This is a genomic window from Prolixibacter bellariivorans ATCC BAA-1284 (assembly GCF_000621705.1).
Classification (GTDB): Bacteria; Bacteroidota; Bacteroidia; order Bacteroidales; family Prolixibacteraceae; genus Prolixibacter; species Prolixibacter bellariivorans.
The window spans coordinates 145,999-171,393 of the sequence record NZ_KK211332.1 but is presented as its reverse complement, the minus strand read 5'-3'; the positions used below and the strand labels follow the sequence as shown (position 1 = coordinate 171,393).

General features: G+C 44.3%; 23 protein-coding genes. 22 read left to right on the top strand and 1 reads right to left on the bottom strand.

All coding sequences use genetic code 11. The features are described from left to right. Nucleotides 1-13: 13 nt before the first annotated feature. From T426_RS0119920 to T426_RS0119825, 20 genes are all read left to right on the top strand, one after another. Nucleotides 14-1,270 (top strand): MFS transporter, encoded by a 1,257-nt coding sequence (locus tag T426_RS0119920; protein WP_025865603.1) that lies wholly within the window; start codon nt 14-16, stop codon nt 1,268-1,270. Nucleotides 1,271-1,473: 203 nt separating this feature from the next. Next, a complete protein-coding gene (locus T426_RS24490; protein ID WP_051569045.1) occupies nt 1,474-4,272 on the top strand; it encodes a sugar-binding domain-containing protein in 2,799 nt (932 codons plus the stop codon). Nucleotides 4,273-4,384: 112 nt separating this feature from the next. Beyond that, nucleotides 4,385-5,734 (top strand): sensor histidine kinase, encoded by a 1,350-nt coding sequence (locus tag T426_RS0119910; protein ID WP_159103367.1) that lies wholly within the window; start codon nt 4,385-4,387, stop codon nt 5,732-5,734. A 508-nt stretch (nt 5,735-6,242) separates the two neighbouring features. Continuing rightward, entirely contained in the window at nt 6,243-7,178 is a 936-nt protein-coding gene (locus T426_RS0119905; RefSeq protein WP_027586190.1) for a DUF898 family protein, read from the top strand. Nucleotides 7,179-7,239: 61 nt separating this feature from the next. Beyond that, entirely contained in the window at nt 7,240-8,088 is an 849-nt protein-coding gene (locus tag T426_RS25365) for a CPBP family intramembrane glutamic endopeptidase (RefSeq protein ID WP_025865606.1), read from the top strand. 138 nt (nt 8,089-8,226) lie between these two features. Further along, complete coding sequence (locus tag T426_RS0119895; protein ID WP_025865607.1) at nt 8,227-9,429, top strand: TlpA disulfide reductase family protein; 1,203 nt, start codon at nt 8,227-8,229, stop codon at nt 9,427-9,429. Nucleotides 9,430-9,533: 104 nt separating this feature from the next. Then, nucleotides 9,534-10,106 (top strand): DUF3267 domain-containing protein, encoded by a 573-nt coding sequence (locus T426_RS0119890; protein ID WP_025865608.1) that lies wholly within the window; start codon nt 9,534-9,536, stop codon nt 10,104-10,106. A gap of 146 nt (nt 10,107-10,252) precedes the next feature. Then, entirely contained in the window at nt 10,253-10,816 is a 564-nt protein-coding gene (locus T426_RS0119885; RefSeq protein ID WP_025865609.1) for an RNA polymerase sigma factor, read from the top strand. Next, the gene (locus T426_RS0119880) at nt 10,797-11,069 is read left to right on the top strand and encodes a hypothetical protein (RefSeq protein WP_027586189.1); all 273 of its coding nucleotides are present in this window, start codon (nt 10,797-10,799) and stop codon (nt 11,067-11,069) included. Before T426_RS0119885 ends, T426_RS0119880 begins: the two co-directional genes overlap by 20 nt. 1 nt (nt 11,070) lies before the next feature. Then, the gene (locus T426_RS0119875) at nt 11,071-11,721 is read left to right on the top strand and encodes a ClpP family protease (protein WP_025865611.1); all 651 of its coding nucleotides are present in this window, start codon (nt 11,071-11,073) and stop codon (nt 11,719-11,721) included. A 160-nt stretch (nt 11,722-11,881) separates the two neighbouring features. Then, nucleotides 11,882-12,346: a pyridoxamine 5'-phosphate oxidase family protein gene (locus tag T426_RS0119870; RefSeq protein WP_025865612.1), complete on the top strand. Its 465-nt coding sequence runs from the start codon at nt 11,882-11,884 to the stop codon at nt 12,344-12,346. Nucleotides 12,347-12,428: 82 nt separating this feature from the next. After that, on the top strand, nt 12,429-12,839 hold the full coding sequence (locus T426_RS0119865) for a GNAT family N-acetyltransferase (protein ID WP_025865613.1): 411 nt from the start codon (nt 12,429-12,431) through the stop codon (nt 12,837-12,839). Between the two features lie 1,121 nt (nt 12,840-13,960). Beyond that, nucleotides 13,961-14,977, top strand: coding sequence for a tetratricopeptide repeat protein (locus T426_RS25360; protein WP_051569043.1), 1,017 nt, complete (start codon nt 13,961-13,963; stop codon nt 14,975-14,977). 230 nt (nt 14,978-15,207) lie between these two features. Then, entirely contained in the window at nt 15,208-15,774 is a 567-nt protein-coding gene (locus tag T426_RS0119855; RefSeq protein ID WP_025865844.1) for a hypothetical protein, read from the top strand. Nucleotides 15,775-15,919: 145 nt separating this feature from the next. Then, nucleotides 15,920-16,441 carry a GNAT family N-acetyltransferase gene (locus T426_RS24475; protein WP_025865845.1) on the top strand — a complete coding sequence of 174 codons (522 nt, stop codon included), beginning with the start codon at nt 15,920-15,922 and terminating at the stop codon, nt 16,439-16,441. A 40-nt stretch (nt 16,442-16,481) separates the two neighbouring features. Continuing rightward, entirely contained in the window at nt 16,482-16,790 is a 309-nt protein-coding gene (locus T426_RS26345) for a hypothetical protein (protein WP_025865846.1), read from the top strand. A 348-nt stretch (nt 16,791-17,138) separates the two neighbouring features. Next, complete coding sequence (locus tag T426_RS0119840) at nt 17,139-18,947, top strand: hypothetical protein (RefSeq protein ID WP_025865847.1); 1,809 nt, start codon at nt 17,139-17,141, stop codon at nt 18,945-18,947. A 150-nt stretch (nt 18,948-19,097) separates the two neighbouring features. Then, the gene (locus T426_RS0119835; RefSeq protein ID WP_148303841.1) at nt 19,098-19,805 is read left to right on the top strand and encodes an OmpH family outer membrane protein; all 708 of its coding nucleotides are present in this window, start codon (nt 19,098-19,100) and stop codon (nt 19,803-19,805) included. Between the two features lie 4 nt (nt 19,806-19,809). After that, a complete protein-coding gene (locus T426_RS0119830) occupies nt 19,810-20,094 on the top strand; it encodes a hypothetical protein (protein WP_025865848.1) in 285 nt (94 codons plus the stop codon). Nucleotides 20,095-20,444: 350 nt separating this feature from the next. Further along, entirely contained in the window at nt 20,445-21,035 is a 591-nt protein-coding gene (locus tag T426_RS0119825; RefSeq protein ID WP_027586186.1) for a cytochrome b/b6 domain-containing protein, read from the top strand. Nucleotides 21,036-22,169: 1,134 nt separating this feature from the next. On the opposite strand, the gene T426_RS0119820 is transcribed toward T426_RS0119825, so the two are convergent. Further along, nucleotides 22,170-23,084, bottom strand: a complete 915-nt coding sequence (locus T426_RS0119820; protein ID WP_025865850.1) for a carboxypeptidase-like regulatory domain-containing protein — start codon at nt 23,082-23,084, stop codon at nt 22,170-22,172. Nucleotides 23,085-23,825: 741 nt separating this feature from the next. On the opposite strand from T426_RS0119820, the gene T426_RS0119815 reads away from it, so the two are divergent. Both T426_RS0119815 and T426_RS25865 read left to right on the top strand, forming a co-directional pair. Next, nucleotides 23,826-24,827, top strand: coding sequence for an FISUMP domain-containing protein (locus T426_RS0119815; protein ID WP_159103374.1), 1,002 nt, complete (start codon nt 23,826-23,828; stop codon nt 24,825-24,827). Between the two features lie 235 nt (nt 24,828-25,062). Next, entirely contained in the window at nt 25,063-25,320 is a 258-nt protein-coding gene (locus T426_RS25865; protein ID WP_148303842.1) for a hypothetical protein, read from the top strand. Nucleotides 25,321-25,395 lie beyond the last annotated feature (75 nt).

Below are 25,395 nucleotides of genomic sequence, written 5' to 3'. Positions count from 1 at the left end.
ACAAAAGATACCTATGAAACGGAACTATTACATGGTGGCCCTGGTGTTCATCGTTTTCTTTGTGATTTCTTTTATTACCAATATTCTGGGATCGATTAATCCCAATGTATCGGACAGTTTTCATCTGAGTGGTGCCATGACCGGTTTGTTGCCCTTTTCTTTTTTCATTGCCTACGGACTGATGTCCATCCCATCGGGGATGCTGGTAGAAAAGTACAAAGAGAAGATTAGTATGAGCGGCGGATGGATTGTGGCGACCCTGGGAGCATTTGTTTTTGCTTTGTTTCCCAGTTACCCGGTCTTTCTTGCTTCGTTGTTCTTCATTGGCGCTGCCATGGCCCTCATGCAGGTGGTCATCAATCCACTGTTGCGGGTATCGGGAGGAGAGGAGCACTTCGCCTTCTATTCGGTGTTTGCACAGCTGGTGTTTGGCGGGGCATCGTTCCTGAGTCCGTATGTCTACTCTTACCTGGTGCTCAACCTCGACAAGAGCGGACCGCAATCGAACTGGTTCCTGCAAATTCTGGCCGACATCACGCCCGGGGATTTGCCATGGGTATCGCTCTACTGGGTATTTGGTGTCATTACCCTGCTGATGATCGTCATTATTTTAGTATCGCGCTTCCCAAAAGTGGAACGGAAAGAGGATGAAACAACGGGAGCGTGGGCCATCCACAAAGAGCTGCTGAAGGACAAAACGGTTATCCTTTTCTTCTTCGGCATCTTTGCTTACGTGGGAACCGAGCAGGGTATTGCCAACTGGATTTCGGAATTCCTGCGCACCTATCATGGCCTGCGCCCCGAAGTGGAAGGTGCCGCAGCGGTTGGTTGGTTCTGGGGAATGCTCACCATTGGTTGCCTGTTGGGTATGCTGTTGCTGAAATTCATTGATAGCAAACTGGTATTGCGTGTCTTCGTTATCGCAGCCATGGTCATCTTAACGGCTACGTTGTTTGGTGGCGAGCAGATGGCCATTTATGGTTTCCCGGCACTCGGATTCACCCTTTCGGTGATGTGGTCGATAACCGTTTCGCTGGCGCTGAACAGTGTGGCGAAGTATCATGGCACCTTCTCGGGAATACTGATGAGCGGTATTGCCGGCGGGGCGTTGGTATCGCTGCTCATTGGCGGATTGAAAGATATGATTGGCTTGCGGCAGGGAATGTTTGTTCTTTATCTCACACTGGGCTATCTGCTGTATATCAGTTTTTGGGCCAAACCGTTAATAACCAATAAAACCATTCAGCTGAAGAAGCAAGCCGACCAATAACGTATTAAAGCAGTAGAGACAAGGCATTGCCTTGTCTCTTTTTTATATAACACCTTTGCCTGGCAGGAATCAGGATAAATAGCGTAGAGTCCCTTGGTTGTTTTTTTTTCTTTTCCCTATATTTGGATGCATGTTGTAAAACTTACAGGAAGGTATGTGGGTATCCAGATATCTGACTTCCAAACCAAAAAGCCATCAACCCAATGAAAGGTCTCTCTAACGCATTCATCTTTGCTCTTTTTGTTAGCATTCTGTTTTCTTGTTCCACGTCAGACGAAAATTACCGATCTGACATCGACTTGTCCGGAACCTGGCAGTTCAGCCTGGATTCGGCTAATCGGGGAGTGGAAGGGAAGTGGTATGCCAACGCGTTAAATGACTCTGTTCAACTTCCGGGTACGACCGATACCAACCACAAAGGATTTCTCAATACCGATTCCACTACGATGCATCTGAGCCGGGAGTACAAGTACGAAGGTCCGGCCTGGTACCGGAAGACGATCGATATTCCGGAGAAGTGGAAAGGCAAGCACATCCGTTTTGTGATGGAGCGCACGAAGCCTTCGAAGGTATGGATTGACGAGCAGTATGTTGGTAGTTCATTGTTGTTGGAATCGCCGCAGAAGTATGATGTGTCGGCGTTTCTTACTCCCGGCAAGCACACGATTACCGTTCGGATTGACAATGATCGGAAGCTGACTCCTTACAGGAATGTGCACATTTATTCCGACGACACGCAGACCAACTGGAACGGCATCATTGGGAAGATTTACCTCGAAGCTTCGCCCAAAACCTATATCTCCGACCTGCAGGTTTATCCCGATATTAAGCAAAAGAAGATCAAGGTGAAGATGGGCATCCATAACGGACTCAAACTGGATAAAGTAGATGTAGCCTTGCAGGTGACCAAAACGCTCGACGGGAAGGAGACCCACCTGAAAACTACATACTTTCAGGTGAAGTGCGATTCGCTGGTCAACCTGGAGTACTCGCTGGGCGACAAGATGGATTTGTGGGATGAGTATCATCAGCCAATTTATCATCTCAATGCCATTATCAGCTATAACGATATCAAAGACAACAAGGAGGTTCCCTTCGGGATGCGGAAGTTTGCGGCTGAGGGAACGAAGTTCGCCATCAACGGTCGGATTACGTTCCTGCGCGGGAAGCACGATGCCTGTGTCTTTCCGTTAACCGGATATCCGCCCATGAATGTGGAAGGCTGGATGCATGTGATGAAGATAGCGAAATCGTGGGGTATCAATCACTATCGTTTTCATACCTGGTCTCCACCGGAAGCGGCATTCGAGGCTGCCGATCGGTTAGGGATTTATATGGAGTCGGAATTGCCTTTCTGGGGCGGTTTGGAATCGGATACGCTGGCTGATCAGCTCAAAGCAGAAGGATTGGCCTTGCTGAAGAACTTTGCCAATCACCCGTCGTTTGTCATGCTGTCACCCGGAAATGAGTTGTGGGGCAATTTGGATAAAGTGGGTGAGCTGATTGCTGACTTGAAAAAGGCTGACAATCGCCCGTTGTACACGCAAGGCTCGAACGACAATATTGGGTATTCGGGACCGCTGTCCGTTGAGGATTTTCATGTGGCTGCCCGCACACCGTATGCCCACGATACTACCCTGACGCATGTGCGGCTTACACAGGCGTTCGTCGATTCCCGCGACGGCGGAATCCTGAATACAGAAAAGCCGTCGACGATGGTGAACTTCGATTACCCGGTATCACAAATCAAGATTCCGTTAATCAGTCATGAGGTCGGGCAATACCAGATTTATCCCGATTATAACGAGATCAAGAAATATACCGGCATCCTGAAGCCCCGTAACCTGGAAGTTTTCCGGAACCGTTTGAAGAAAGCCGGCATGTTGGATCAGGATAGTCTGTTTGCTAAAGCGTCAGGTGCCTGGTCGGCGTTGTGCTATCGCGACGAAATTGAAGCGGCGTTACGTACCAAAGGACTGGCCGGTTTTCAGCTGCTCGATTTGCAGGATTATCCCGGACAGGGAACAGCGCTGGTGGGAATGCTCGATGCCTTCATGGATAGTAAGCACGTGATTGCCCGTGACGAGTGGCGGCACTTTTGCAACGATGTGGTTCCGATGCTGGTATTTAAGAAATACTGTTGGACCGTTAACGAAACGTTCACGGCCGCAGTGGAAGTGGCCAACTATTCGAACCGGGATTTGAAACAGCTACTGAAATGGACGGTTTCAGATCGACAAGGGAAGGTCATCAAATCGGGAAGCTTCATTAAACCTGATATTTCTATGGGAGGAGTTGACAGTGTAGGAGAGATTCATATTCCGCTTTCAGAGGTAACCGTGCCTCAGAAATTAACCGTTACCTTAAGCATCGAAGGAACCGATTACCGGAACACTTATCCGGTGTGGGTTTACCCCGAACTGAAAAAGGTACAGTCGGCGGAGGGTATTTACGTCGCCTCGAAACTGGACAACGAACTATTCGATAAACTCAATAAAGGAGAGAAAGTATTACTCTTTCCTTCGCGGGAATCGGTGAAAAGAAACCGTGTGGATGGTTTGTTTCCACCCGATTTCTGGAACTACGAAATGTTTAAGCAGATCAGCGAGGGAAATCATAAACCGGTTTCTCCGGGTACGTTGGGGATATTGACCAATCCGGATCATCCGCTGTTCAACCATTTCCCAACAGAGTTTCACACTGACTGGCAATGGTGGTCCATCATCAAACATAGCAACCCGTTAAACCTGAATCAAACAGCCAAAGACTACCGGCCCATCGTTCAGGTCATCGACAACCTGCAACGCAACGACAAGTTTGGATTGATATTCGAATATAAAGTGGGCAAAGGAAAGTTACTGGTTTGCATGTCAAGGTTAGATGAGCTCCCGGATGATCCGGCAGCAACACAACTCTACCGTTCCATCGTCGACTACATGCAGTCCGATGCTTTCCACCCCATTCACACGATAACGGAAAATCAGCTTCGGGAACTAATTTGATGAAGGAACCGGCCGGAAGCTGGCATATCGTCGCATTTCTTAAAATTTGACGAAGACCATAGGATAAATGATTTTCGTGGTTAAATTGCGTGGCTGTTAAGAAATGGTGGACATGGAACCGTTCAGTCTCAAAATAATTGTTGTCATTGCAGCCGGAATTAGCCTGATCATGGGCTTTTACATGTTGCTCATTCACTGGAATACAGTACGGGTGAAAGGACCGATGTGTTGGGCTGCAGGAAACCTGTTGATTGGTATTGGATTGCTTTTCCGGTTAATTTCTCCTGCGCAGGGTTTCTGTGCAACAGCGGTACCTATGTTGTTGATAACAGTCGGACTGTATATTTATCTGGCCGGCATTTGGCAATTTAAGGAGAAGCGAATCATCTGGTGGATTGTGATTGGCATTCCGGCTTTCGACGTTTTTCAATCGCTGGTATTCTTTTACCTTTTCCCGTTAAACCGCATCAGGGTTGGTCTGCATATGCTAATTCTGATTGTTTATAGTATCATGGCCATTTATGAGATGCTTCGACTGGATGATAGTAAGCGATACCTGCGGAATATTTTTCGACTCAATGCCATTTCCTTCACAGCTTTTCTGGTTTTACTGCTGGTAGGTGTCGTAGTCGTTCTGAATCGACCTGCCTATACTTCAACACAGATAGGTAATATATGGGTCATAGCCTTCGGAATTGCCGGTGGTATTATGACGGCCCTTACGTTTGGATTCCTGTCGGCCGTTAACTTGCAACTTTATACCGAGCTGGAAGGACAACTAAAATCGAAGACTAAATTCTTTTCCATCATTGCGCATGACTTAAGAGGGCCGGTTGGGACCATCATGAACTTTCTGAATCTGATGAATACCGAGAAGGATTTGCAAGAAGAGGAGAAGCTCATTTTCATGGAGAAGATGGAAGTGCTGAGTCAATCGACCTACCACCTGTTGCAGAATTTACTGGATTGGGCCCATACTTCACAGAATCTGGCATCTTTTGAAGAAGAACTGATTGAACTGAATCAATTGGTCGCTTCCAATATCGAATTCTTCAGGAGTTTGACGCAAATGAAATCCATTCATCTTGAGTATCATAATGGAGAAGAAGCATATATCAGTGGAAATGTCAAGATGATTGAGACGGTTATCCGGAACCTGGTTTCCAATGCCATCAAATTCACCCCCAAAGGAGGGACGATTTCCATCACGACTGAAAATAACCTACACGGAGTCCGCCTGGTGGTTGAGGACACAGGAATAGGAATAGAACACAATCGACTAAACCGGATTTTTGAATTGGAGAACAGCCGCTCATCTCAAGGAACCGAAGGAGAAACCGGTTCGGGGCTTGGTTTAGCGTTGTGTAAGGATTTTGTCCGGAAGAACAACGGAACCATCCATGTCGAAAGTACCGTCGATGTCGGAACCCGCGTAATAGTCGACTTCCCTTCACCGGTGTAACAGACGTCGAAAGTCAAAGATCGAATAACTTCTGTAATAATAGAAGCGAGAGAACCCGCGCGAAGCCCAACCTGAAACCTGAAACTCAGCACCAGCGTAGCCCAACAACAGTAACCACAGTAACAGGAAACCCCAACCTGAAACCTGAAACCTTTCTAACGATAGTAACAACAGAAACCACACAAAATGTAACCTATAAACCTCTCCATCTTTTTTCTAATGTCTGGCGTCTGATATCTTCTTCTCTAATTTATATTCATTCTCAATAGTCCAATTTTAGTGATGAACGTTCAATTTTCGGTGGTGAACGTATCAAACTTTCTGATGAACGGAAATTCCCTCAATTGGTATGACCGATTTTCCATTGTAGGTGAAACATAAGATTGCAGTCTTTTTATTATTTTGGAATTCCGTTGGCTAACCAATTAGGCGAAGATACCGATTGCATAGCTATCGATTAGACAGACAGATTGACCAACAATCAATATATATCGTAAATTTTATTTTTATGAAGAACTATTTCGATTTTACCTTAACAGGAAAGAAGTTTTTGCCTGTTTGGCTACTTTTCTACCTCATCTTTTTGATACCGATGGGCTTATATTATTACGCAAAACTCTCACGGGCAGCAACAGAACAGCCAAATCCTTATATGGGATTGTTATTTCTGGCGATGGTCGTAATCGGACTTTTGGTTTATTTCCTTATAGCCAAAATTACAATTAAGCACATTCATTACGGTGAAACCAGTTTCGATTTTCAGGGACAGTTTTGGACCTTCACCGGGAAGGTTGTGCTGGGCATGTTCCTGACGATCATAACGCTTGGTATTTATGCTGCCTGGTTTATTCGCGACCTGGAACGTTTCTTCATCAACAGCAGTTCTCATAATGGGCATGCATTACGATTCAACGGCAGCGGTGCCTATCTGTTTGTTATTATGCTGGTGGTTCTGTTTATTCCATCTCTTGTGGTTGGCCTGTTATTATTGCCTGTTTCATCTGCACCAAATGGGACAACAGTGATGATGATCTCCCGCCAGCTACTTTTCATCATTTTGGTTATTCCCTATTATTACCTGTTTTATAAATGGCTGGTAGATATTAATTTTAAGGAATATCACATCCATTGGAAGACAGAATGGATGCCTTCAGTCGGGAAGATTGCGTTAGAAATAGTTTTGGCTGTGATTACGTTGGGAATTTATCTGCCGCTGGCTTACCTGAAGTTGTTTGCTTATTTCTCCCAACGAACTATCGCCCAAAAGGAGGACGGAGCCTATGTATTTGGTTACGATATCGAGCCGGTTGGTGATTTCCTGTTCATTTGGGGACAATTACTGCTAACCATGGTCACATTAGGTATCTATTATCCCTGGGCCTATGCTAAAATCGGCAAACGCATCCTCAGTAAAACCTATGTAACTGCTTCGAATGAACATTGAATGAATAATTAGAGACGTTGCTTGCAACGTCTCTACGAACTAACTAAAATAATTGACCATCATGTTTAAAGAAAGGCCACAATCAGAAGTACCTCAAAGCTTTTACCCCAATATCGGGCAGTCGTTCCGGCTGCTTATCCGGTTGATTTTAATTTCCATTCCGCTATCTATTCCCTATATAGTCCTGATGATTTTGAATAGGGAATATGTGTTGCCTTATGGACAACTCCTCATATCTTTTACCCTATTATTCTCCTATGGCGTACCGTTTTTCATCGTGGCCCGGCTAGGCGTGAAGCGCATCCGGAAGTTCGATATGCCGGACTACCGGTTGAAATTAAATATGGAACCTTATCAGGTGTTACTGGTCGTCGTCCTGATGACACTTGCTGCTTCCACGCTTATTTCGGCAATCACGGATCTACTCCCTGAGTCCGATTGGTTCAATGATTATATGACTCAGTTAGTTCAACCCAATGTATTTGCTTTCCTGACAGTAGTTGTGGCGGCCCCCGTTCTGGAGGAAATCTTCTTTCGTGGGGTGATACTGGAAGGCTTACTGAAAAACTATTCGCCGGCGAAAGCCATCATCTGGTCAGCAGTTATCTTTGGCGTGGCACACATGAATATGTGGCAAACCACTGGTGCGATTTTATCCGGATTGCTGCTTGGTTGGGTGTACTGGAAATCCAACTCCATCATTCCCGGAATGGTGATTCATTTCGTCAACAATCTGATTGGTTATATCGCCATGATAAATACGGCTGATGCGAATGAATCGCTTAGCGACAGTATCGGTGATAACCTGATTTATGGTGTTGTTCTCTTGAGCGCTTTGGGCATCTTCATCCTCACCTGGCGCTGGCTGAACAAACGCTGGACGAACCCAACACCCGAACCGGCCCCGTAGAGACGCGATGCTTTGCGTCTCCGTTCACATCCATGAAACCGAGTAGAGACGCGATGTTCGCGTCTCTCACATTCGACAAAACCCACAGATAAACGTATCTTAGCGGACATCAAAGCATTGTTGTAAACAACAGGATACATGAAGTGGAACAGACGGACGGTTACGACAGGATTGATTTTGCTGACGGGGAGCTGGTTACTGGCGAGTTGCCAGGAAAAGCCCGCTGATATTCTTCGGCAAACGGAAGACCGGATGAACCGGATGCAATCGGTAGGGTACGAAACCAGCATCCATACCTTCCAGCGGGAAATGGGAACCGACAAGCTCGATTCAGCGCTCTGTTATTTCGATTTCACCAGTCCCGATTCCATCCTGGGCGCACGGTACCGGTTTATGACCAGCAGTGGTGAACAGGTGTTCAACGGCCACCAGTTCTTTCAAAGCAATCCGTTCGACAAAACCGTCATCTATTCCAATCATCATGTAGCTTTCGATGTGAACAGCTCCACCTACCTCATCAACTCGGTGTATGTGCTGCGGAAGCTGCTGCCGGAAATGATCGACAACCCCAATATCACCATTACCCGGCAAAAGGACCGGACCATCCGCAAGCAGGAGTGTTGGGTGGTGTCCATCGACATGAAGAACCTGTGGATCGATCCGAATGCCAGCCACCAATTGAAACCGGCACCGGGAAAAACCCATCATTACGTGCTGGCTGTCTCGAAAAGAGCGGGGCTTCCCGTTCAGTTCCGGTGGAACTACCCCGACAACAAAGGCTATTGGGAATCGACCTTCCGTTACCTGGGGATCGATCAAGGGATGGAGAAATCAGCCTGGAGTTACGACCGTTTCCCGAAGTCGTATCTGCGCATGTCGAAGCAGCAATACTTCGCTTCGTTGAAAAACCGGGCACAGGTAAAATCCGGGCAGGTAGCACCTCGCTGGAGACTTCCGGCTTTGAAGGGAGGTTTTGTCAGTCTGAAAGAGTTAAAAGGAAAGCCGGTGCTGCTCGAGTTCTGGTTTCCGTATTGCCAGGGCGATGACGAAGCCACCGCTTTTCTGAATAAACTGCACAAGCTGGACGGACAAAACGAACTGGCTATTTACGGCATCGAAATGACCGGCAGGGAGGCATCCAATCTCAAAACCTACGTCGAAAAGCAGAAACGGCTTTATCCGACCCTTTACCAGGGAAGGAGTGTGGCCACCGAATATGGTGTCGATGTGGCACCCGCCTTTTTCCTGATTGACGGAACCGGAAAAATCGTGTACGTTAGCACCGGACTGAACAAAGCTGCCTTGACCCAGGCCCTTAAAATCACATTGGAAAAACAATAACCCGTAGAGAAGCGATTCATCGCGTCTCCCATCATTCGATCTACCTTTTTTTGAACGAATTATTCGTTATCTTTATTTAACAAAACTAATAACCTACGAGACAGATGAGATTTATTTTCAACCGATTTCCTGATGACCCTGATTTTCATCCGGATGAAAAATGGACCGGATTAAAAGAGCCAACGGATTTGTGGACGACCCAGTTAAAGGCTATCCCTTTTATGATTTTCAATGGTGCATTAATTATTGTATTGATGGGAATGCTGGGGATTCATTTTGAATTGAATATGACCACGATGCTTATCTCCTTCTTAATATTTTCTCCTATACACGAATTAATACATGCGCTTTTTTTTCCTGAAAAGTTAACGTCTTCCAATGTTTGGCTGGGATTTACGGTCAATGGCTTTGCACCATTTGCTGCCTATTTGGGAGAGATGAAAAGGAATACATTTATCCGGGTTTTGCTGGCGCCTTTTGTAATCATATCTGCAGTAGGCTTACTCTTCCTATTCATTTTCGGAAGTAACAGTCTGGTCGAACATATCCTGGTGTTTAATGCAGTAGGAGCATGTGCCGACATGTTAGGAGTCTATTATATTCTAACACAAGTGCCCCGATACGCCTATGTACGTAATAAAAAAATCAGGACCTTTTGGCGAATAACGAATCCATGATTCGCATCGCGTCTCCCATCTCCCATCTCCTGGCGTGACATCCATAAATACCTTGCATGCAACCTCTCTATTTTTTAATGGAAATTTTTTCGTTTTCCGGGTGATGTTCGGAACTTTAACTGCACATACAGGTAAAGAGATAACATATGGAAGCAGTAGCCATTAAACAACATACCATCGAACGAGAACAGACGTACATCCATCCGTCCGTGGATGAGCTGTACGAAAGAACGTTCCCGCCGGTGGCGGCGTTTGTCCGGAAAATGGGCGGTTCGTTCGACGATGCAAAAGATATTTTCCATGATGCCCTGGTGGTGTACATGGAAATACCGGAAGAAGATAAGAAAGAAGTTCGCGCCACACAGGAAGCTTACCTCCTGGGTATAGCCAAACACTTGTGGATTCGCAAGTATCACCGTGACCGAAGAGAAATAGCATTGAATGATGCGGAAAGCCGGATAACCATCCCGGAAGATTTCTATCCGCCCGTGCAAACGAAACGGTTATTAAGGTTCCTGGAAGTTGCAGGGAAGAAGTGTATGGATCTGCTCCGCGCTTTCTATTACCAGAATTTGTCGATGAAGAAACTAGCCGGAAAGCTGGGGTATGCCAGTGTGCATTCGGCCAGTGTACAGAAATACAAATGTATGGAGAAGATTCGTAATACGGTCAAAGAAAAATCACTGAGCTATGATGACTTCACGGAATAACGCACGACTTATCGAACAATACCTGCATAGTGAGTTGTCTCCATCCGAACAATTGCTGTTCGAAGCCCGGATGATCGCTTACCCGGAGTTACAATCGGAAGTACGGCTTCAACGAAAGGTATACCGACTTGTACGGATGTACCACCGAAAGAAACTGAAGGAAGAGTTGGAAGCGGTACATCAGCGACTTTTCAATGATCCCCGCAAAATGAATTTCCGGCAACGGATAGAACGTATATTTCAACCTGAGTAAGATGATACATTCGAATTTAATACCCATGGTAACCGATAATTCGGCCGGAAGCGAGCGGGCGTATGATATATACAGTTTGCTGTTAAAAGAACGCATCATCTTTCTGGGCGAATCCATCAACGAAACAACGGCGGCGTTGGTGGTGGCGCAACTCATTTACCTGAACAGCGTCGACACCAACCAAACCATCAATCTTTACATCCAAAGTCCGGGCGGAGTGGTTTACTCCGGCATGGCCATTTACGATACCATGAAAATGATGAAGGCACCGGTAGCGACCTATGCGGTTGGTTTCACCGGAAGCATGGCTACATTTCTGCTTAGCGCCGGCGACAAAGGGATGCGCTATGCCCTCCCTCATGCGACTGTTCACATGCATCCGACCGGAGGAGGCTCCAAAGGATACACCGAAGATGTACGTATTGCCACACGTGAACAGGAGCGGTTGCAAACCCAGATTTTCTATCTGATGGGAAAACATACCGGTCATACCTGGAAGGAGATTGAGGAATTCTTTCTGCGTGATAAATACCTCAATGCACAGGAGGCGAAAGAGTACGGAATCGTAGACGAGGTGATGGGCGATGCTGACGATCTGGTTGTTTTAAACAATGCTGAGCTGGACATTCACCTGATGACCGGTAACAATTAAATGAATTTTGTAGAGACGCGATGCTTCGCGTCTCCTTTCATCCGGCTATGCATTTAAATCAATCTGTGTAATCTGGTTAATCTGCGTCATCCCGGTTCAGACTATTTATTCATTATATTTACCCGACAAACCCTATCATCAACCCGGTAAAAACAAGCACATGAATCGTCCCATGCGAAAACAGAAGCGCCGCCTGAATAACGAAGATGCAGCCGAACTGCTACGTAGCGGAGAATACGGCATCCTGTCGATGAGCACAACCGAAAACGAAGGATACGGCGTTCCGTTAAGTTATGCTTACGCAGACGATGCTATTTATTTTCACTGCGCCACCGAAGGGGCCAAGCTAGATTTTCTGCGGACTTATCCTCATGCCTCGTTTTGTGTCGTCGGGAAGACGGAAGTCCTGCCGGCGAAGTTCAGTACGCGTTTCGAGAGTGCCATTGCCGCCGGAACCGTCACCGAAGCCGAAGGCGATGACAAACGCAAAGGCCTCATGTTGCTGGTAGAGAAATACTCACCCGACTTTATGAAAGAGGGAGAAGCCTACATCGACCGGGCAATCGATACCGTCATTGTTCTGAAGATGAACATTGAGGTCCTGACCGGAAAAGCGAGTAAATAAAGCCGACACAGCAAGGCCCAACCTGAAATCTGTAACAATAGAAACTATAGAAACGATAGTAACAACATAAACTTTTCTCAGCATGCAACCCGAAAACATCCACATATCAAATGACAAATCGCTGCTGGATTTGGAGATGATACATGACTTCCTGACAAACCGTTCATACTGGGCGAAAGGGCGGAGCATGGAAACCGTGAAACGTTCCGTCGAAAACTCGCTGTGCTTTGGTGTGTATGAAAATGGTAAGCAAGTGGGATTTGCCCGTGTGGTAACCGACTATGCCGTGTTTGCCTGGTTGTTGGATGTCTTCATCCTGGAAGAATATCGGGGAAGGGGATTAAGTAAGCAACTCATGAGCGCTATCATCAGCCATCCCAATTTGCAAAACCTGAAGCGCTGGGGCCTGGGAACTGATGATGCACACGGACTTTACCAGCAGTTTGGTTTTACCGCTCTGAGCAAACCCAATAACATGATGGAACGAAAGTAGAGACGTTGCACGCAGCGTCTCGGTACCTGACCCCGGAGTGGGTCAAATATTGATAGCCCTGTTCCAATGCTTCGGGATTAACCCGTGCACAATGATTAGCGCTCGCGCAGCAGACATGATTGAAATACCTTCCTTGTTCCGACCGCAATGATGATGTAATAATATTTATTCTTTTGTCCTCAAGCCGGACGGGCTCATCCTTTTCCATTCGATGAAAAGGATGCAAAAATCTTGTCAAAGTGATCCGTCCTCCCACAAGGCTAACACACGCTCCGGCGACTTTGACGGGCCAGCCCACTTTTCGCCTGGCGGCGAATCTGGGGACTTAGCAACGGTAGAGCCAAAACCTATAACGAACGTTTCATATCCCTGAATAAATCCCGGAGGGATGGAATATTGTTAGCCCGGTCCCGATGCTTCGGGATTAACCCCGGGTTGGGGAATTGCGTGTAGGAAAGCGGTCGCGTGATAAGCATGATTGAAATGCCGTCCTTGTTTTGACCGCAAGGATGATGCAGCAACCTTGGGAAATCATTATTTTCTACCGGTACTCTTTCGTACGTTGGGACATGACCGGGGAATTTTCAACCTTATTTACGGTTTTCACCTTAGTAACCAATCGGGCATCACACACTCTCCTCCAACCTTATTTTTTAATGATTGATTGCAGCTGTTACCAATAAGGTTAATAAGGTTGTTTGGTACGGTTGGCGGAGGTTACTAAGGTTTTGGTGCAAGATAAGGTTGATTGTGGTTCTTCTCCAATCCCGAAGGGATGACAGGATTGTAGCCCGGGGTGATAACCCCGGGTAGAGAAATGTGTGAGGGAAAACGGTCGCGAGATAAGCATGAATGAAACACCTTCCTTGTTTCGAGCGCAATGGTGATACCGTTGATTGGAGCGCAACTACAGAAACAACAGTAACGATAGTAACCGCTACGCGTAACCTGAAACCATCTAACCCCTGCTGTCTCGTTTCTACTATTCAACAACATCCGGCTGAACAATAAGAATTCAATCTATTTCGCTATTTTAGGACAAGAAAAACAGGAATAGTTAAAAGCTGGCCAGACACAAGCTAATCTTTAGCAACATCATGACCTTAACTACTAAACCAACCATGACAAGAACCAAACTTCTTATCCTCATCTCTTTTCTCTTCGTGACTCATTTGGCGTTTGGACAAAACCAGAAAGCGGAAGATATGATTCGTGAAGGTGTTGCGCTGCATGACAAAGGCGAATACCAGAAGGCCATTGAGACCTACCAAAAGGTGCTGGAAATGGCTCCCAATTCGAGCGTAGCCAATTACGAGATATCCTATTCTTACCTGGCTGCTAAAGACTACAAAAATGCAGAGAAATTCAGTAAGAAAGTCATCGACCTGAACAACGGAAATGTTTTAGGTGCCTATATCACTTACGGGAATGCACTGGATTTGCAGGGGAAGACCAAAAAGGCCATGAAGGTGTACGAAAGCGCAGCGAAGGATTTCCACCACTATTTGGTGTATTACAATTATGCCATCTGTTGTTTTAACGCCGGCGAAACCGATAAGGCGTACGATTTAGCCATCAAGGCAATTACGGATTATCCGTCGCATGCCAGCAGTCATTTAATTCTGAGTAAGATAATGGAAAGGAAAGGCTCGCGAATAAAAGCCATGCTTCCGCTTTATTTTTTCCTGTTGCTCGAGCCCAACTCCGGCCGGTCAGCCGTTGAATACCAAACGTTGCGAAACTACATCGACCACGGGGTCACCCGGGAAGGAGAGAAGAATATCAACGTGGTGGTTCCGGAAGATGAAGACCCGGACTTTGGCGCTGCCGAAATGATGGTCAGTCTGTCAAAGGCCTCCAACTCCCTCGAGGAGAACAAAGGAAAAACGGACCTGGAACTGTTTGCCGAAAACAACGATAACATCTTTAAAGTGATGGGTGAACTGAAGAAAGATCATACGGGTTTCTGGTGGGACTTTTATGTATCGTTCTTCTACCGAATGGCTAATGAGAATCTCACGAAACCGTTTAGTTATTACATCTCAGAATCGGATGGTGACGAAGCCGCGAAATGGCTGAATGATCATCCGGAGGAGTTCGACCGGTTTAAGATATGGATGAATATACCTAACAATTAGAAAGTATATCATCAAATTACATCGGAAGATTTTCGAACATGGGATTTAACGGACCTTGTGAAGCAATATGACCATGTAAAATAAAGGCTGAGCATAGTATCTTCCACATATTATGATTGAACAATAAGAATTCATATGATTTCGTTATTTCTGAGAACTGGAGCGATTCCGGTGGTCAGGAAGAAAGATTAAGACACTTAAGTATCTCATGAATATATAAACGACTACAGATGAAAACACTACTAACTTTTCTGCTAACATTTTTGTTCATCAACACTTTTGGACAGTCAGTTAATACTGAAAAGCTAAAAACTGCTTTTACCAACCTAAAGAATGATAGAAGCCTGGTTAACCAGCGCAAATACTTTGAACTATTTCCTAACTCATTCCGGGAATTTCAGGAAACTTTTGGTTATGAAAATGGAAAAGCTGCTCCACTATATGACGGGCACGAATACATTCCCGAATTTTTCGATCTGGACAGTATTCCAATAGAGAAGCAGCTGGAAAAGTGTATTAATATTTCAATTGGAGGTCATTGGGAAGCTGATGCCGTGAACTACTTTCACTATCATCTCCGGTCCGAAGTTTTAAAAAATGTTGATCTGACGTATAGGCTTTTGAAAGGAAAACCGAACGACAAAATAGAGTCTTTCTTTTACTTCTTTTTTAACGAGATTCACCCTTCAAGCAAGGCAATCCCGGGAGAGTTTAATGAGATTCAGTCGAAGGACAAAGCATTTTACGAATTGTTAGTCAAAGGACATGAAAGAGCCATGAAACATAGTGGCCATTAATATTGCTGAAGAACAAAATAAGAGTCAATAAACAAGGTCTATAAAATTCTTAAAAAGAGCTTCGTTCCCGGCTGCCTACCAACATCCCGCTTTTATCTAAAAACCTTCGTAGCTTTGATATGTAAACCAATATCATCATGCCAACATGAACTACTTCGAGCAGGAGAGCGAGCGGTTACGGTACCGGAAGTTAACCGAAGCGGACATTCCCCGGTGGGTGGACTTTTTCGTGGACAACGACAACCTGGCGTATTTGGGGTTGGACTTGTCGAAAAGCAAAGAGGTGCTGGCGGAGGAATGGATTACCAAACAGTTCGAACGCTACCGGACGCAAAACCTCGGACACCTGGCGGTTGAACTGAAGGAGACCGGAGCGTTTATCGGGATGGGAGGAATTCTGCCGCAGGTAATCGATGGCAAGCCGGAATACGAAATTGGCTATTCACTTCTTCCCGAGTATTGGGGAAAAGGCTATGGAACCGAAATCGCGCAACAGCTGAAGCGCTTCGGACGGGAAAACATCGAAACCCAACGGTTCGTTTCCGTCATCGACATCCGGAACCAGCGTTCCATTAACGTAGCCCTTAAGAACGGCATGACCCCACTATTCCGGACCCAATACGCCTCGTTAACCGTCGACGTGTATGGGATTGAAAAAGAATTATGAGCGTTTCAGGGCAAACTGAATGGAGTAGGAAAGGATTCTTATGATACAAACCGATAACATCAAATCAATTGAAATTGACCGCGAGGGGAAACTACATGTTGTAACCGATATGACAACTTACCCGATGATATACCGAACAGCAACAGAGGTTCACTGGGATGTGGATAAGCATTCCTTGTATTCACCGAAACCCCGGGAGTGGTCCTATATAAAATGGTACAGCCATATCCTTGACGTTTGTAAAACAGAATGCTCTTGTAAACTTTTATTGACCACAGAAACAACCTGGGTAAATGTGCCGGAGGAATTAAAGAATGAGATAATAGAGATAACGCCAGAGAATCGATGAATCTGTATCAAGAACAGAAGTCATAGTGAAGTAAACCAACCACCGAAACTCTCTTCATCTCTCCTCTAATGTTGAGCAAAGCGAAATCCCTACCGTAGCGTCGGGGTCTGTTGTCTTTTCGTCTTTTTCCAAATTTATAGCAATTCTTAATAGTGCAAAATCAGTGGTAAACGTTCAATTTCAGGTGGTGAACGTGCGAAAATCTGGGATGAACGGAAATCGTTAATGTGTTGCTGTTACTCAACACCATGAAGAATAATAAAACTTCTATACATTTTCTTATTTTAGATAACAAAATCGAAACAGGTTGTTTAGAATAAAAGAATATTCTTATCAATTCAGTACTTCATGACGAGAGAAGAACAAATTGGGAACTTGGTCTTAAATGAAAATGCTTATTTCTATAATAAGATCAAGGCTGGTTTTCTGCCAGAAACGCTAATTAAAACAACGTTTAGGGAGGCTTCTTATGAAAAGATGGGAAGATATCTTTTAAAAGTCGTAAAGAATAAACACCGATTAGCCAATAAGGATATTGAGTATTCCATTTGTGTATTTAAATATAGAAAGAAACCTACTTTTATTAATGAGGAGATACAGGAATGGGAAGAAATTAAACTTGCTTATATAGTAATAGTTGATTTTGATGAATATGTAGCTATATCCAAAAGAAACATATCAGGAACGAAAGAGTTAGATAAGAGAATATTGTCAATTGATTATAAAACTATTTCATCTCTATTCATTGATGACACAACTACTTTTGAGAAGTTCTCAATGAATAACATGAATATATCAGACAATGCTATTCGTCAGAAAAGTATGGAAGCTATTGATCTGAAAGAGAATGTTTCGACTTTAGGACTGCATAGCTATATTTTGAGCAATGTAAGATTAAACAACGATGGAGGGAAAGTATCATTATCGTTAAATTCTTCTCGAATTAACAAATTTGGAAAGAAGAACAACCTCGATTTTTTTATTTCATGGGCAGATGTAATAGTTGATAAAATAGAGAACATTAACGATACAGAGAACTTTCTTTCGTCATTTGCGACTCCTTTAGATTTCGACAGTGAAAGGCAATCATTAAAGCCTATTGCGATATTGTTAATACTTACAAAACTCAATGCAGATTATGAAGCAAACCGAATTGAATCGACGACATTAGTATTTAATGAGTACAAAAGAGACATTGACTTGCTCTCTATTCTAGATAGTTTTTCAAGATTAATAGAAATCCGGGAGTTCGTGAGTGCTCATGGTAACTCATATTTTAAGGTAAACACAAAAATCGTAAATGATTTATCAATCTCGATTAATTCAAAATCAATTACACTTCGCTCACAGAAACTAAAAAATTTGATTATAAAGTTCTCAGATGAAACTAAAATTTCAATTATTGATTATTTCAATAAGTATAATAGCTTCATAATCAACTTCGATAGAGTTGAACTTGTGTATAGTCATCGGAAATTGTTTAGGGACAATAAATTATTGGGAAATATTGATGCTTTTTTAAGTGTCTTCAGGCCTTTCAAAGAATTAAAAGAAGTTAGTAGCGAGAAAGGTATGGTTGAAGCTGAATCAACATATTTCTCAAGAGAGTCTATCTTTGGTTTTGTTGAAGACAACTTTCTTGAAGAATCTAGATTCTTTTTATGCGATGACTTGGGAAAAGAATGGGCAGATCATATAGGGCTTTATGAAGATAGTATATCATTTTTTCACTCCAAATATAAGGATTCAAAGTTTTCTGCTTCGGATTTTCAGGATATTGTAGGGCAAGCTCAGAAAAATTTGGGCAATCTAAGTCCATCAGAATATCAATGGCAAATGAAAGTTAATTTTTGGAATAATTACTATGTACTGGATCACGTTTCGACACAAATAAATAGAGTAAGGAAGGGAGAATCAGCTGAAGCAGCAATGGAATATTTTAAACAGCTGCAATCATTCCCTAATTTGAAGAAAAAGGTTTATCTGGTAATTAATTTTATATCAAAAGCAGATTTAGCTGATAGACTTGAATTGCTTAAGGAGGGTAAGACTTTCAAGGAAAGGAATGAGGTAATTCAAATATTATGGTTTATTTCCTCTTTAGTGTTAAGCTGTAATGAAGTGAACGCTGAGACATATATTATTTGCAAACCTTAATCAACTATATAAGAGGAAAATTAAATCGTTATAAGTATACAAGATTCTTTGCCTGAGCTTTTTTAGAAAAGAGGCTTTGGTCTTTGCTCAAAGGATTGTGATTAAGCATAGAAAAACTAAATAGTAGATACGAACCAAATGATGAAAAAGATGAAGATAAAAATTTTTGTGCCGGGCATTTTCTTTTTTATTCTATCCTCATGCGTTTCAATACCTAAAGAAACCGTGACCTTATCTAAGGTTTTGGGTAATGATTTAGTTGTCTTACATAATTCACATCGAAATCTAGTTGAGTTATATTATGGCAAGATTGAGGATGACGTTAATTCATTTGTTGATGATGTGTACTCGCCTTTTGTGATTCACTATGTATTGCAAGCAGAATTGGACAAGTATAAGAAAGGAGAACCTTCTCTATATGGCTCAATTGAAGCAGCAGGAAAAGTTGGAGGAAAGAATGAAACTGATGAGGCGTTAAATGCAATGCTGGAATTTCAGGAGGCTGCAAACGTACAAATTCAATCCAAGAGAAATGAATTGCTAAATCCTATTCTAAAACAAGAGAAAGAGATTATCGATAAGATTAATGAATCGTATGGAAATGCAATTTATGCTAATTCAACTATTACCGGTTACCTTGAATCTGCTCGAAAGGTCAAGGCTACTCAGCAAGAAGCTCTATCCTTAGTTGGGCTTCAAGGTAAAGACACGGTGATGACAAACTCGCTATTAAAGGTTTCAGAATTAGTCAATGCAGCAGTTCAAAAAGGAAAAGAAATTGATGTGAAAAGCAATGATGCGTATGCGAAGATCAATGAAATATCAAATCAAATTAAAAAACTAACCAGTAAAAATTAATAAAATGTCAGAAAATCGATTTAGCCAATTGTTTGCAGAAGCAGATGCAGCCTTTGATGGAACATATAAGAACGAGCTAGACAAACTAACAGGACTTTCAAAAGAAGAAATAGATTCGATTACTCCTGATACGGAGGATTTAAGAGTTTATTCTGTACTTGTTAAGGTTGTTGAAAAAGCTTCGAGAGAAAATTCGTCTCAAGCTCAACTTCTAGATGACATAAGAAGTTTGGGTGATGTGGCTGTTAAGATCGCAAAAAAAGTACCGCAACTTGCTAAACTATTGTAATAATGAATTGATAATAGGGGCAAGTTGATAAAGGGCACGAAGGTGCCCTTTGTGCCTTTTCATTTAGTCGAAGCTTACACGATTAGTTAGGACTATTTAATATCTGCACCTATGTAGTTTCACCGCCACCCCAGAGTTTATTTAGCGCAGTCCATCTTTGCACAGCCTGAAACTCTTCTAACGATAGTAACAACAGAAACGGCGCAGCCCAACCTGAAACCTTTGACAAACCGTGGGAGTTCGGAGATTTTTCCTATTTTGCCAAACAGAGCATTAATTATGAAAACCATCTGCAACAAGAAACACCAGGCGGAGAACCCGGGTGGGCTTTCTGTTGCCAAACAAATACTATGGAAAAAACAACGTACTCAAAAATCTACCGGGTGATTCACTGGGCCATTGGCATCTCCTTTCTGCTGCTGTTGGTCACCATCTTCCTGCGGTCCACCTGGCTGAATAAGCGTCACCTCGCCGATATCATACAGAACTATTTACAAGGGACCGATCAAACACTGTCCCGTAAACAAATCTGGGCGTTAGCCGGTCAAATACGCCACCCCATGTGGCAGTGGCACATCTACCTGGGCTACGTACTAACAGGACTGTTTGCCATCCGTTTCACCCTGCCGCTGTTTGGCGAGATGAAGTTTCAGAATCCGTTGGGTAAAGGTCTGTCGGCCAAAGAGAAGATGAAGAAATGGACCTACATCATTTTTTACGTATGTGTGGTAGGCTCATTAACCACCGGACTGCTCATTGAGTGGGGCCCCGGAACCTGGAGACGACCGTTGGAAGAAGTCCATCAATTGTCCATCTACTACCTGCTGGCGTTTATCGTCATCCATTGGGCCGGAGTATTCATCGCCGAGTTCACCGACGAAAAGGGAATTGTGTCCCGGATTGTTAGCGGAGGCAAAAGGCGGACAGGAAATTTTGAATGATGAGTGATGAATTTTGAATGAAGGCTTCGAGGCTTTTAAAAGATTTCGGCGGCTGTCGTGTAGGGGAATGAGACGGCCGTGCGAAATCCCAAAGGGATGACAGAATTGTAGAAAACGGATTCATCCATCAGTTCAGGCGCTCTCGTAACAGATTTGATTGGAATGTTGCAGTTGTTTGAGCGCAACAGAGCCAACAATAGTAACAACAGTAACAATAGAAACAATAGGAACTACAGCAACCGCGAAGCGTAACCTGAAACCTTTTGCCATGCTAACGCCCCTTCAGGGCTAAAAGCATTCGCACCATTCCGGCAACAGGGCGCTGCCCTGCCTTGATGCTGTTGCACCGTTGGCGCAAAATTGCAAAGCGTACATCCAGGGCCGAAGGTCTTGCAGCAACAGCCCACGGCATCGCCTTGGGCTAAGTTGGTAGCCTATAAAGCGGTCGCGAGCCAGCGAGGATTGAAAAGCCCATGTTATTTCGACCGCAATAGCGCATACGTTGATAAGCCCGGAACAACAGAAACAACAGAAACAACAGTAACAATAGCAACCACTTCGCGCAACCTGTAACCCTGAGTTTGAGATGGGGAGAATGGGAGAAAATGAGAAATCCCGAAGGGATGACAGGATTGTAGAAAACGGATTCATCCATCAGTTCAGGCGCTCTCGTAACAGATTTGATTGAAATGTTGCAGTTGTTTGAGCGCAATAGCGCATACGTTGATAAGCCCCGAACAACAGCAACAACAGAAACAATAGGAACTACAGTAACCATAGGAACCGCGAAGCGTAACCTGAAACCTGAAACCTGAAACCTGTAACAACAGTAACAATAGTAACAACAGAAACAACAGCAACCTCTTCGCGCAACCTGAAACCTGTAACCTGAAACCTGTAACAACAGAAACAATAGTAACCACAGAAACCACAGTAACCGCGAAGCGCAACCTGAAACCTGTAACCGTAGAACTTCCAAACTTGATCTACTCACCCCAACCTCTCTCTGACACAGAGAGAGACTTCGGTCGGTGCATATATCAATGGCCGGGAAAAATGAGCCAACAACAGAAACAACAGAAACAATAGGAACTACAGTAACCGTGAAGCGCAACCTGAAACCTCTCTCTCGTCTCACGCTTTCCTTATCGCAATCCGCACATCTGTCGTTTCGCCGCTGTTCACCGCTACCTCAAAGGATTGTTCCGTATACCCCAGTTTCGAGGCCGTTAACCGGTACATACCCGGCTCCAGCGATTTCACCCGAAAGCCGCCCAGTCGGGCACTCTGCTTCGTCACCGGTGCGTGACCGTTCAGCGGCAACCGCATCAACTCGATGGTCACGTTCGGAACCGGCTGTTCGTTTGTATCATCCAGCACCTGTCCCTGCATCGCCAGCGAGTTCGTCCGCGTATCGACCAAACGGCGTGCCGCCTGGTAACCTCTGAAGAAGGAAGGCTCAGCCAGTCGGATAATATCCACCAGGGCATCCAGTTGAGCCAACGCCTCATTGGCTTCCATGAACAACGTCTCTATATGCTTTGTAACGGATGTCTGCGCGGTCACTTTCGAGCGTTTTTGTATCAGCGCCTCGTTGTAGGTCTCTATTTCAATCGACAACGTTTCCAGTGTTTCCGGGGTAACACCCCAGGGAGCCAGCGGCTCGAGGTGCTGCTGCGCCAGGTCGTGTAACTTACGGGCATGATTGCGCACATAGGTGTCGGTCCCAAACCGGAACCGGCTAATGGGATAATAGGAATTCGCTTTCAGTTGGGGGAGATGATTTTGCATGGCGTAGCTGTGTATGCGGCTGGCCAGATTAAAAGCGGCATTTCCCAATGCTTGTTTCAGTTCATTCTTTCGCACCGACACACCGGTGCTATCCTCAGCCTGTGCCACCATCATCTTGTACAGTGCTGCAATGGCATCGGAAAAGCTCGTGAACCATTCGCTGTAATTCGGTAGGTTCCCAACCAGCCCGACGTTGTTCGCCAGGTAGTCGCGTACTACCTGGAACATCTTGATGCGGATTATTTGTTCGTGTGTCATGACGTAAAAGGTTAAAAGAGTTTCTATTGTTACTATCGTTAGAGAGTTACAGGTTTCAGGTTACAGGTTGCGCTTCGTTGTTTCTATCGTTAGTTCAGGACATTCGACCTTTGACTTTCAAACTTTCGACGGTTTGAGGTTTCAGGTTACAGGTTGGGCTTGCTGTTGCGCCGCACGTGCTAACCCCGATTAAAACGGGAACAAAAAATACAGAACGCATAACTACGTTAGCTAAAATCCAGCTAAGGCAAACAGAAAGAAAAACTCCGGGGGAAGGTATTTGGATAATAAAACGCAGGGACAAAAAGAATTATTGCCTAAGCAATTAAAAATGAGAAATGAACAGATAGGTTTCAGGTTACGCTTCGCGGTTGCTATGATTACTATTGTTTCTGTTGTTGGGACAACATACACCGGATGTTTATCGCAACGGTACCTACACGTTTTGTCCTCAAGCCTCCGGATTCGTTCTTTTACATTAATGTGAAAAGGTCGGTCAAGTTAAGTCATAGAATCAGTCAGATGCTGAGAAACAGCCTGTGTGAAGATAATACCTTCCGCAAAGCCAGAATTTTTTTTATAACTTGCCCCTTCTATGAGAATGACTGGCACCAGACCGAAGTAATTGATAAAACAAGCTGGTATAATTTAAAGAATTCCCGTTGCTGTCTGGCCTGCGACCAAATCTGCAATTGCTCCAAAGCAACAGGGGGCTATTATCAACATGATTATTTAACCAACATGAAAAAAGTAAACTTGCTCTTCGCGTTAGCTATTGTGCTAACAGCATTCGTAATGACAAACTGCTCAAAAAATGAACCATTCGACCCAACCAGCGTAGTAGGCATTTCAATTAGTACGCCTCCGACAAAGGCTGCCTATTATGAAGGAGAAGACCTGGATCTTTCGGGAATGATAGTTGAACTTCAGTTGAATAACAGTTCGACGAAAAAGGTTTCATTTAAAGATTTTGATGGATACGATCTAACTACCGAACCGGAAAATGGTACACGTCTAACCAAAGAATCTTCGAACACAATTACGATTAAGCAAAATGATACAGGCCAAACCACCGCACAAAACATTACCTTCAATACGGTGACGGACATCGATGGAAACGTATATCGCCTGGTGAAGATAGGCGATCAGGTATGGATGCGGGAGAATCTGAAAACAACGAAATTTCAGAATGGCGATGTGATTGGAACCACCAATCCGGCAACATTGGATATATCAGGCGAAACAGAACCTGAATATGAATGGGCCTACAATGGCGACGAAAGTAATGTTGACACCTACGGGCGATTATACACGCAATATGTAGCAATGGATAGCCGAAATGTATGTCCCGAAGGATTTCGGGTACCTCAAGGTCGCGATTTCAGTACGTTAATCAGCTATCTGCAAAGTAATGGCTACAATTACGATAAATCAACTGATGCCAACAAACTTGGCAAAGCAATCGCCGCGAAAACAAACTGGGATTCATATACTTATTTGGAAGGTCCGGGTAACAATCCCGAAACCAACAACAGCAGTGGTTTCACTGGCCTGCCCAGCGGTGATCGCATCAATTCGGATAAAATCTTTTTGGGAATGGGTGGCTTAACGTATTGGTGGACGGTTGATGTTCGTAATGGAGCAGGAGTCGGCTTTCGTGTTCAAAATGTTAGCGAAGAAGCTGAAATTATCTTCGACGGAGATGTTAATTCAGCGGCTCCCATTCGTTGCATCAAGGAATAAGCAGAAAAGAAATCCTCAAATGATATTTTGGGGATTTCCGGTTTCAATTATTCTTGCAGCGCCGGATACAGTTTCATCCCAACGACAAAGCGGGTTGAACGAGAAACAGCCTATTCAATTCCTCCCGGAGAGACAAAAAGAAAAATCCGAACCGTCCAAATGTCAAACTGTGTGAAGAAAACCCGAAAACGAATCCTTTCCATTTCATCACGAGTCATGAGAAGTTCATCTGGAGTTGGAAAAAGTTGCCCCCGAATTACCAAAAGTTGAACCGGAATCGAGGAAAGCTTATCAGGAATCGATAAAAGTTTTTCCGGAAATAACTTCAGCCCAAAGGCAATTGATATCAGGGCTAACGGAATGGGCATCAGCTCCTCCCGAATCGACATCAGAACGTCATCATCCTTTATCGGAGCTCGGTTACCGGCTATTGGCAACGCCGAAACGGCTGGAGGAATCAGTTTTCAGGCAAGGTCAGCAGCCTAACTTGTAACCTGAAACCTGTAACCGTAGAATTTCCAAACTTGATCTACTCACCCCAACCCCTCTCTGACACAGAGAGGGACTT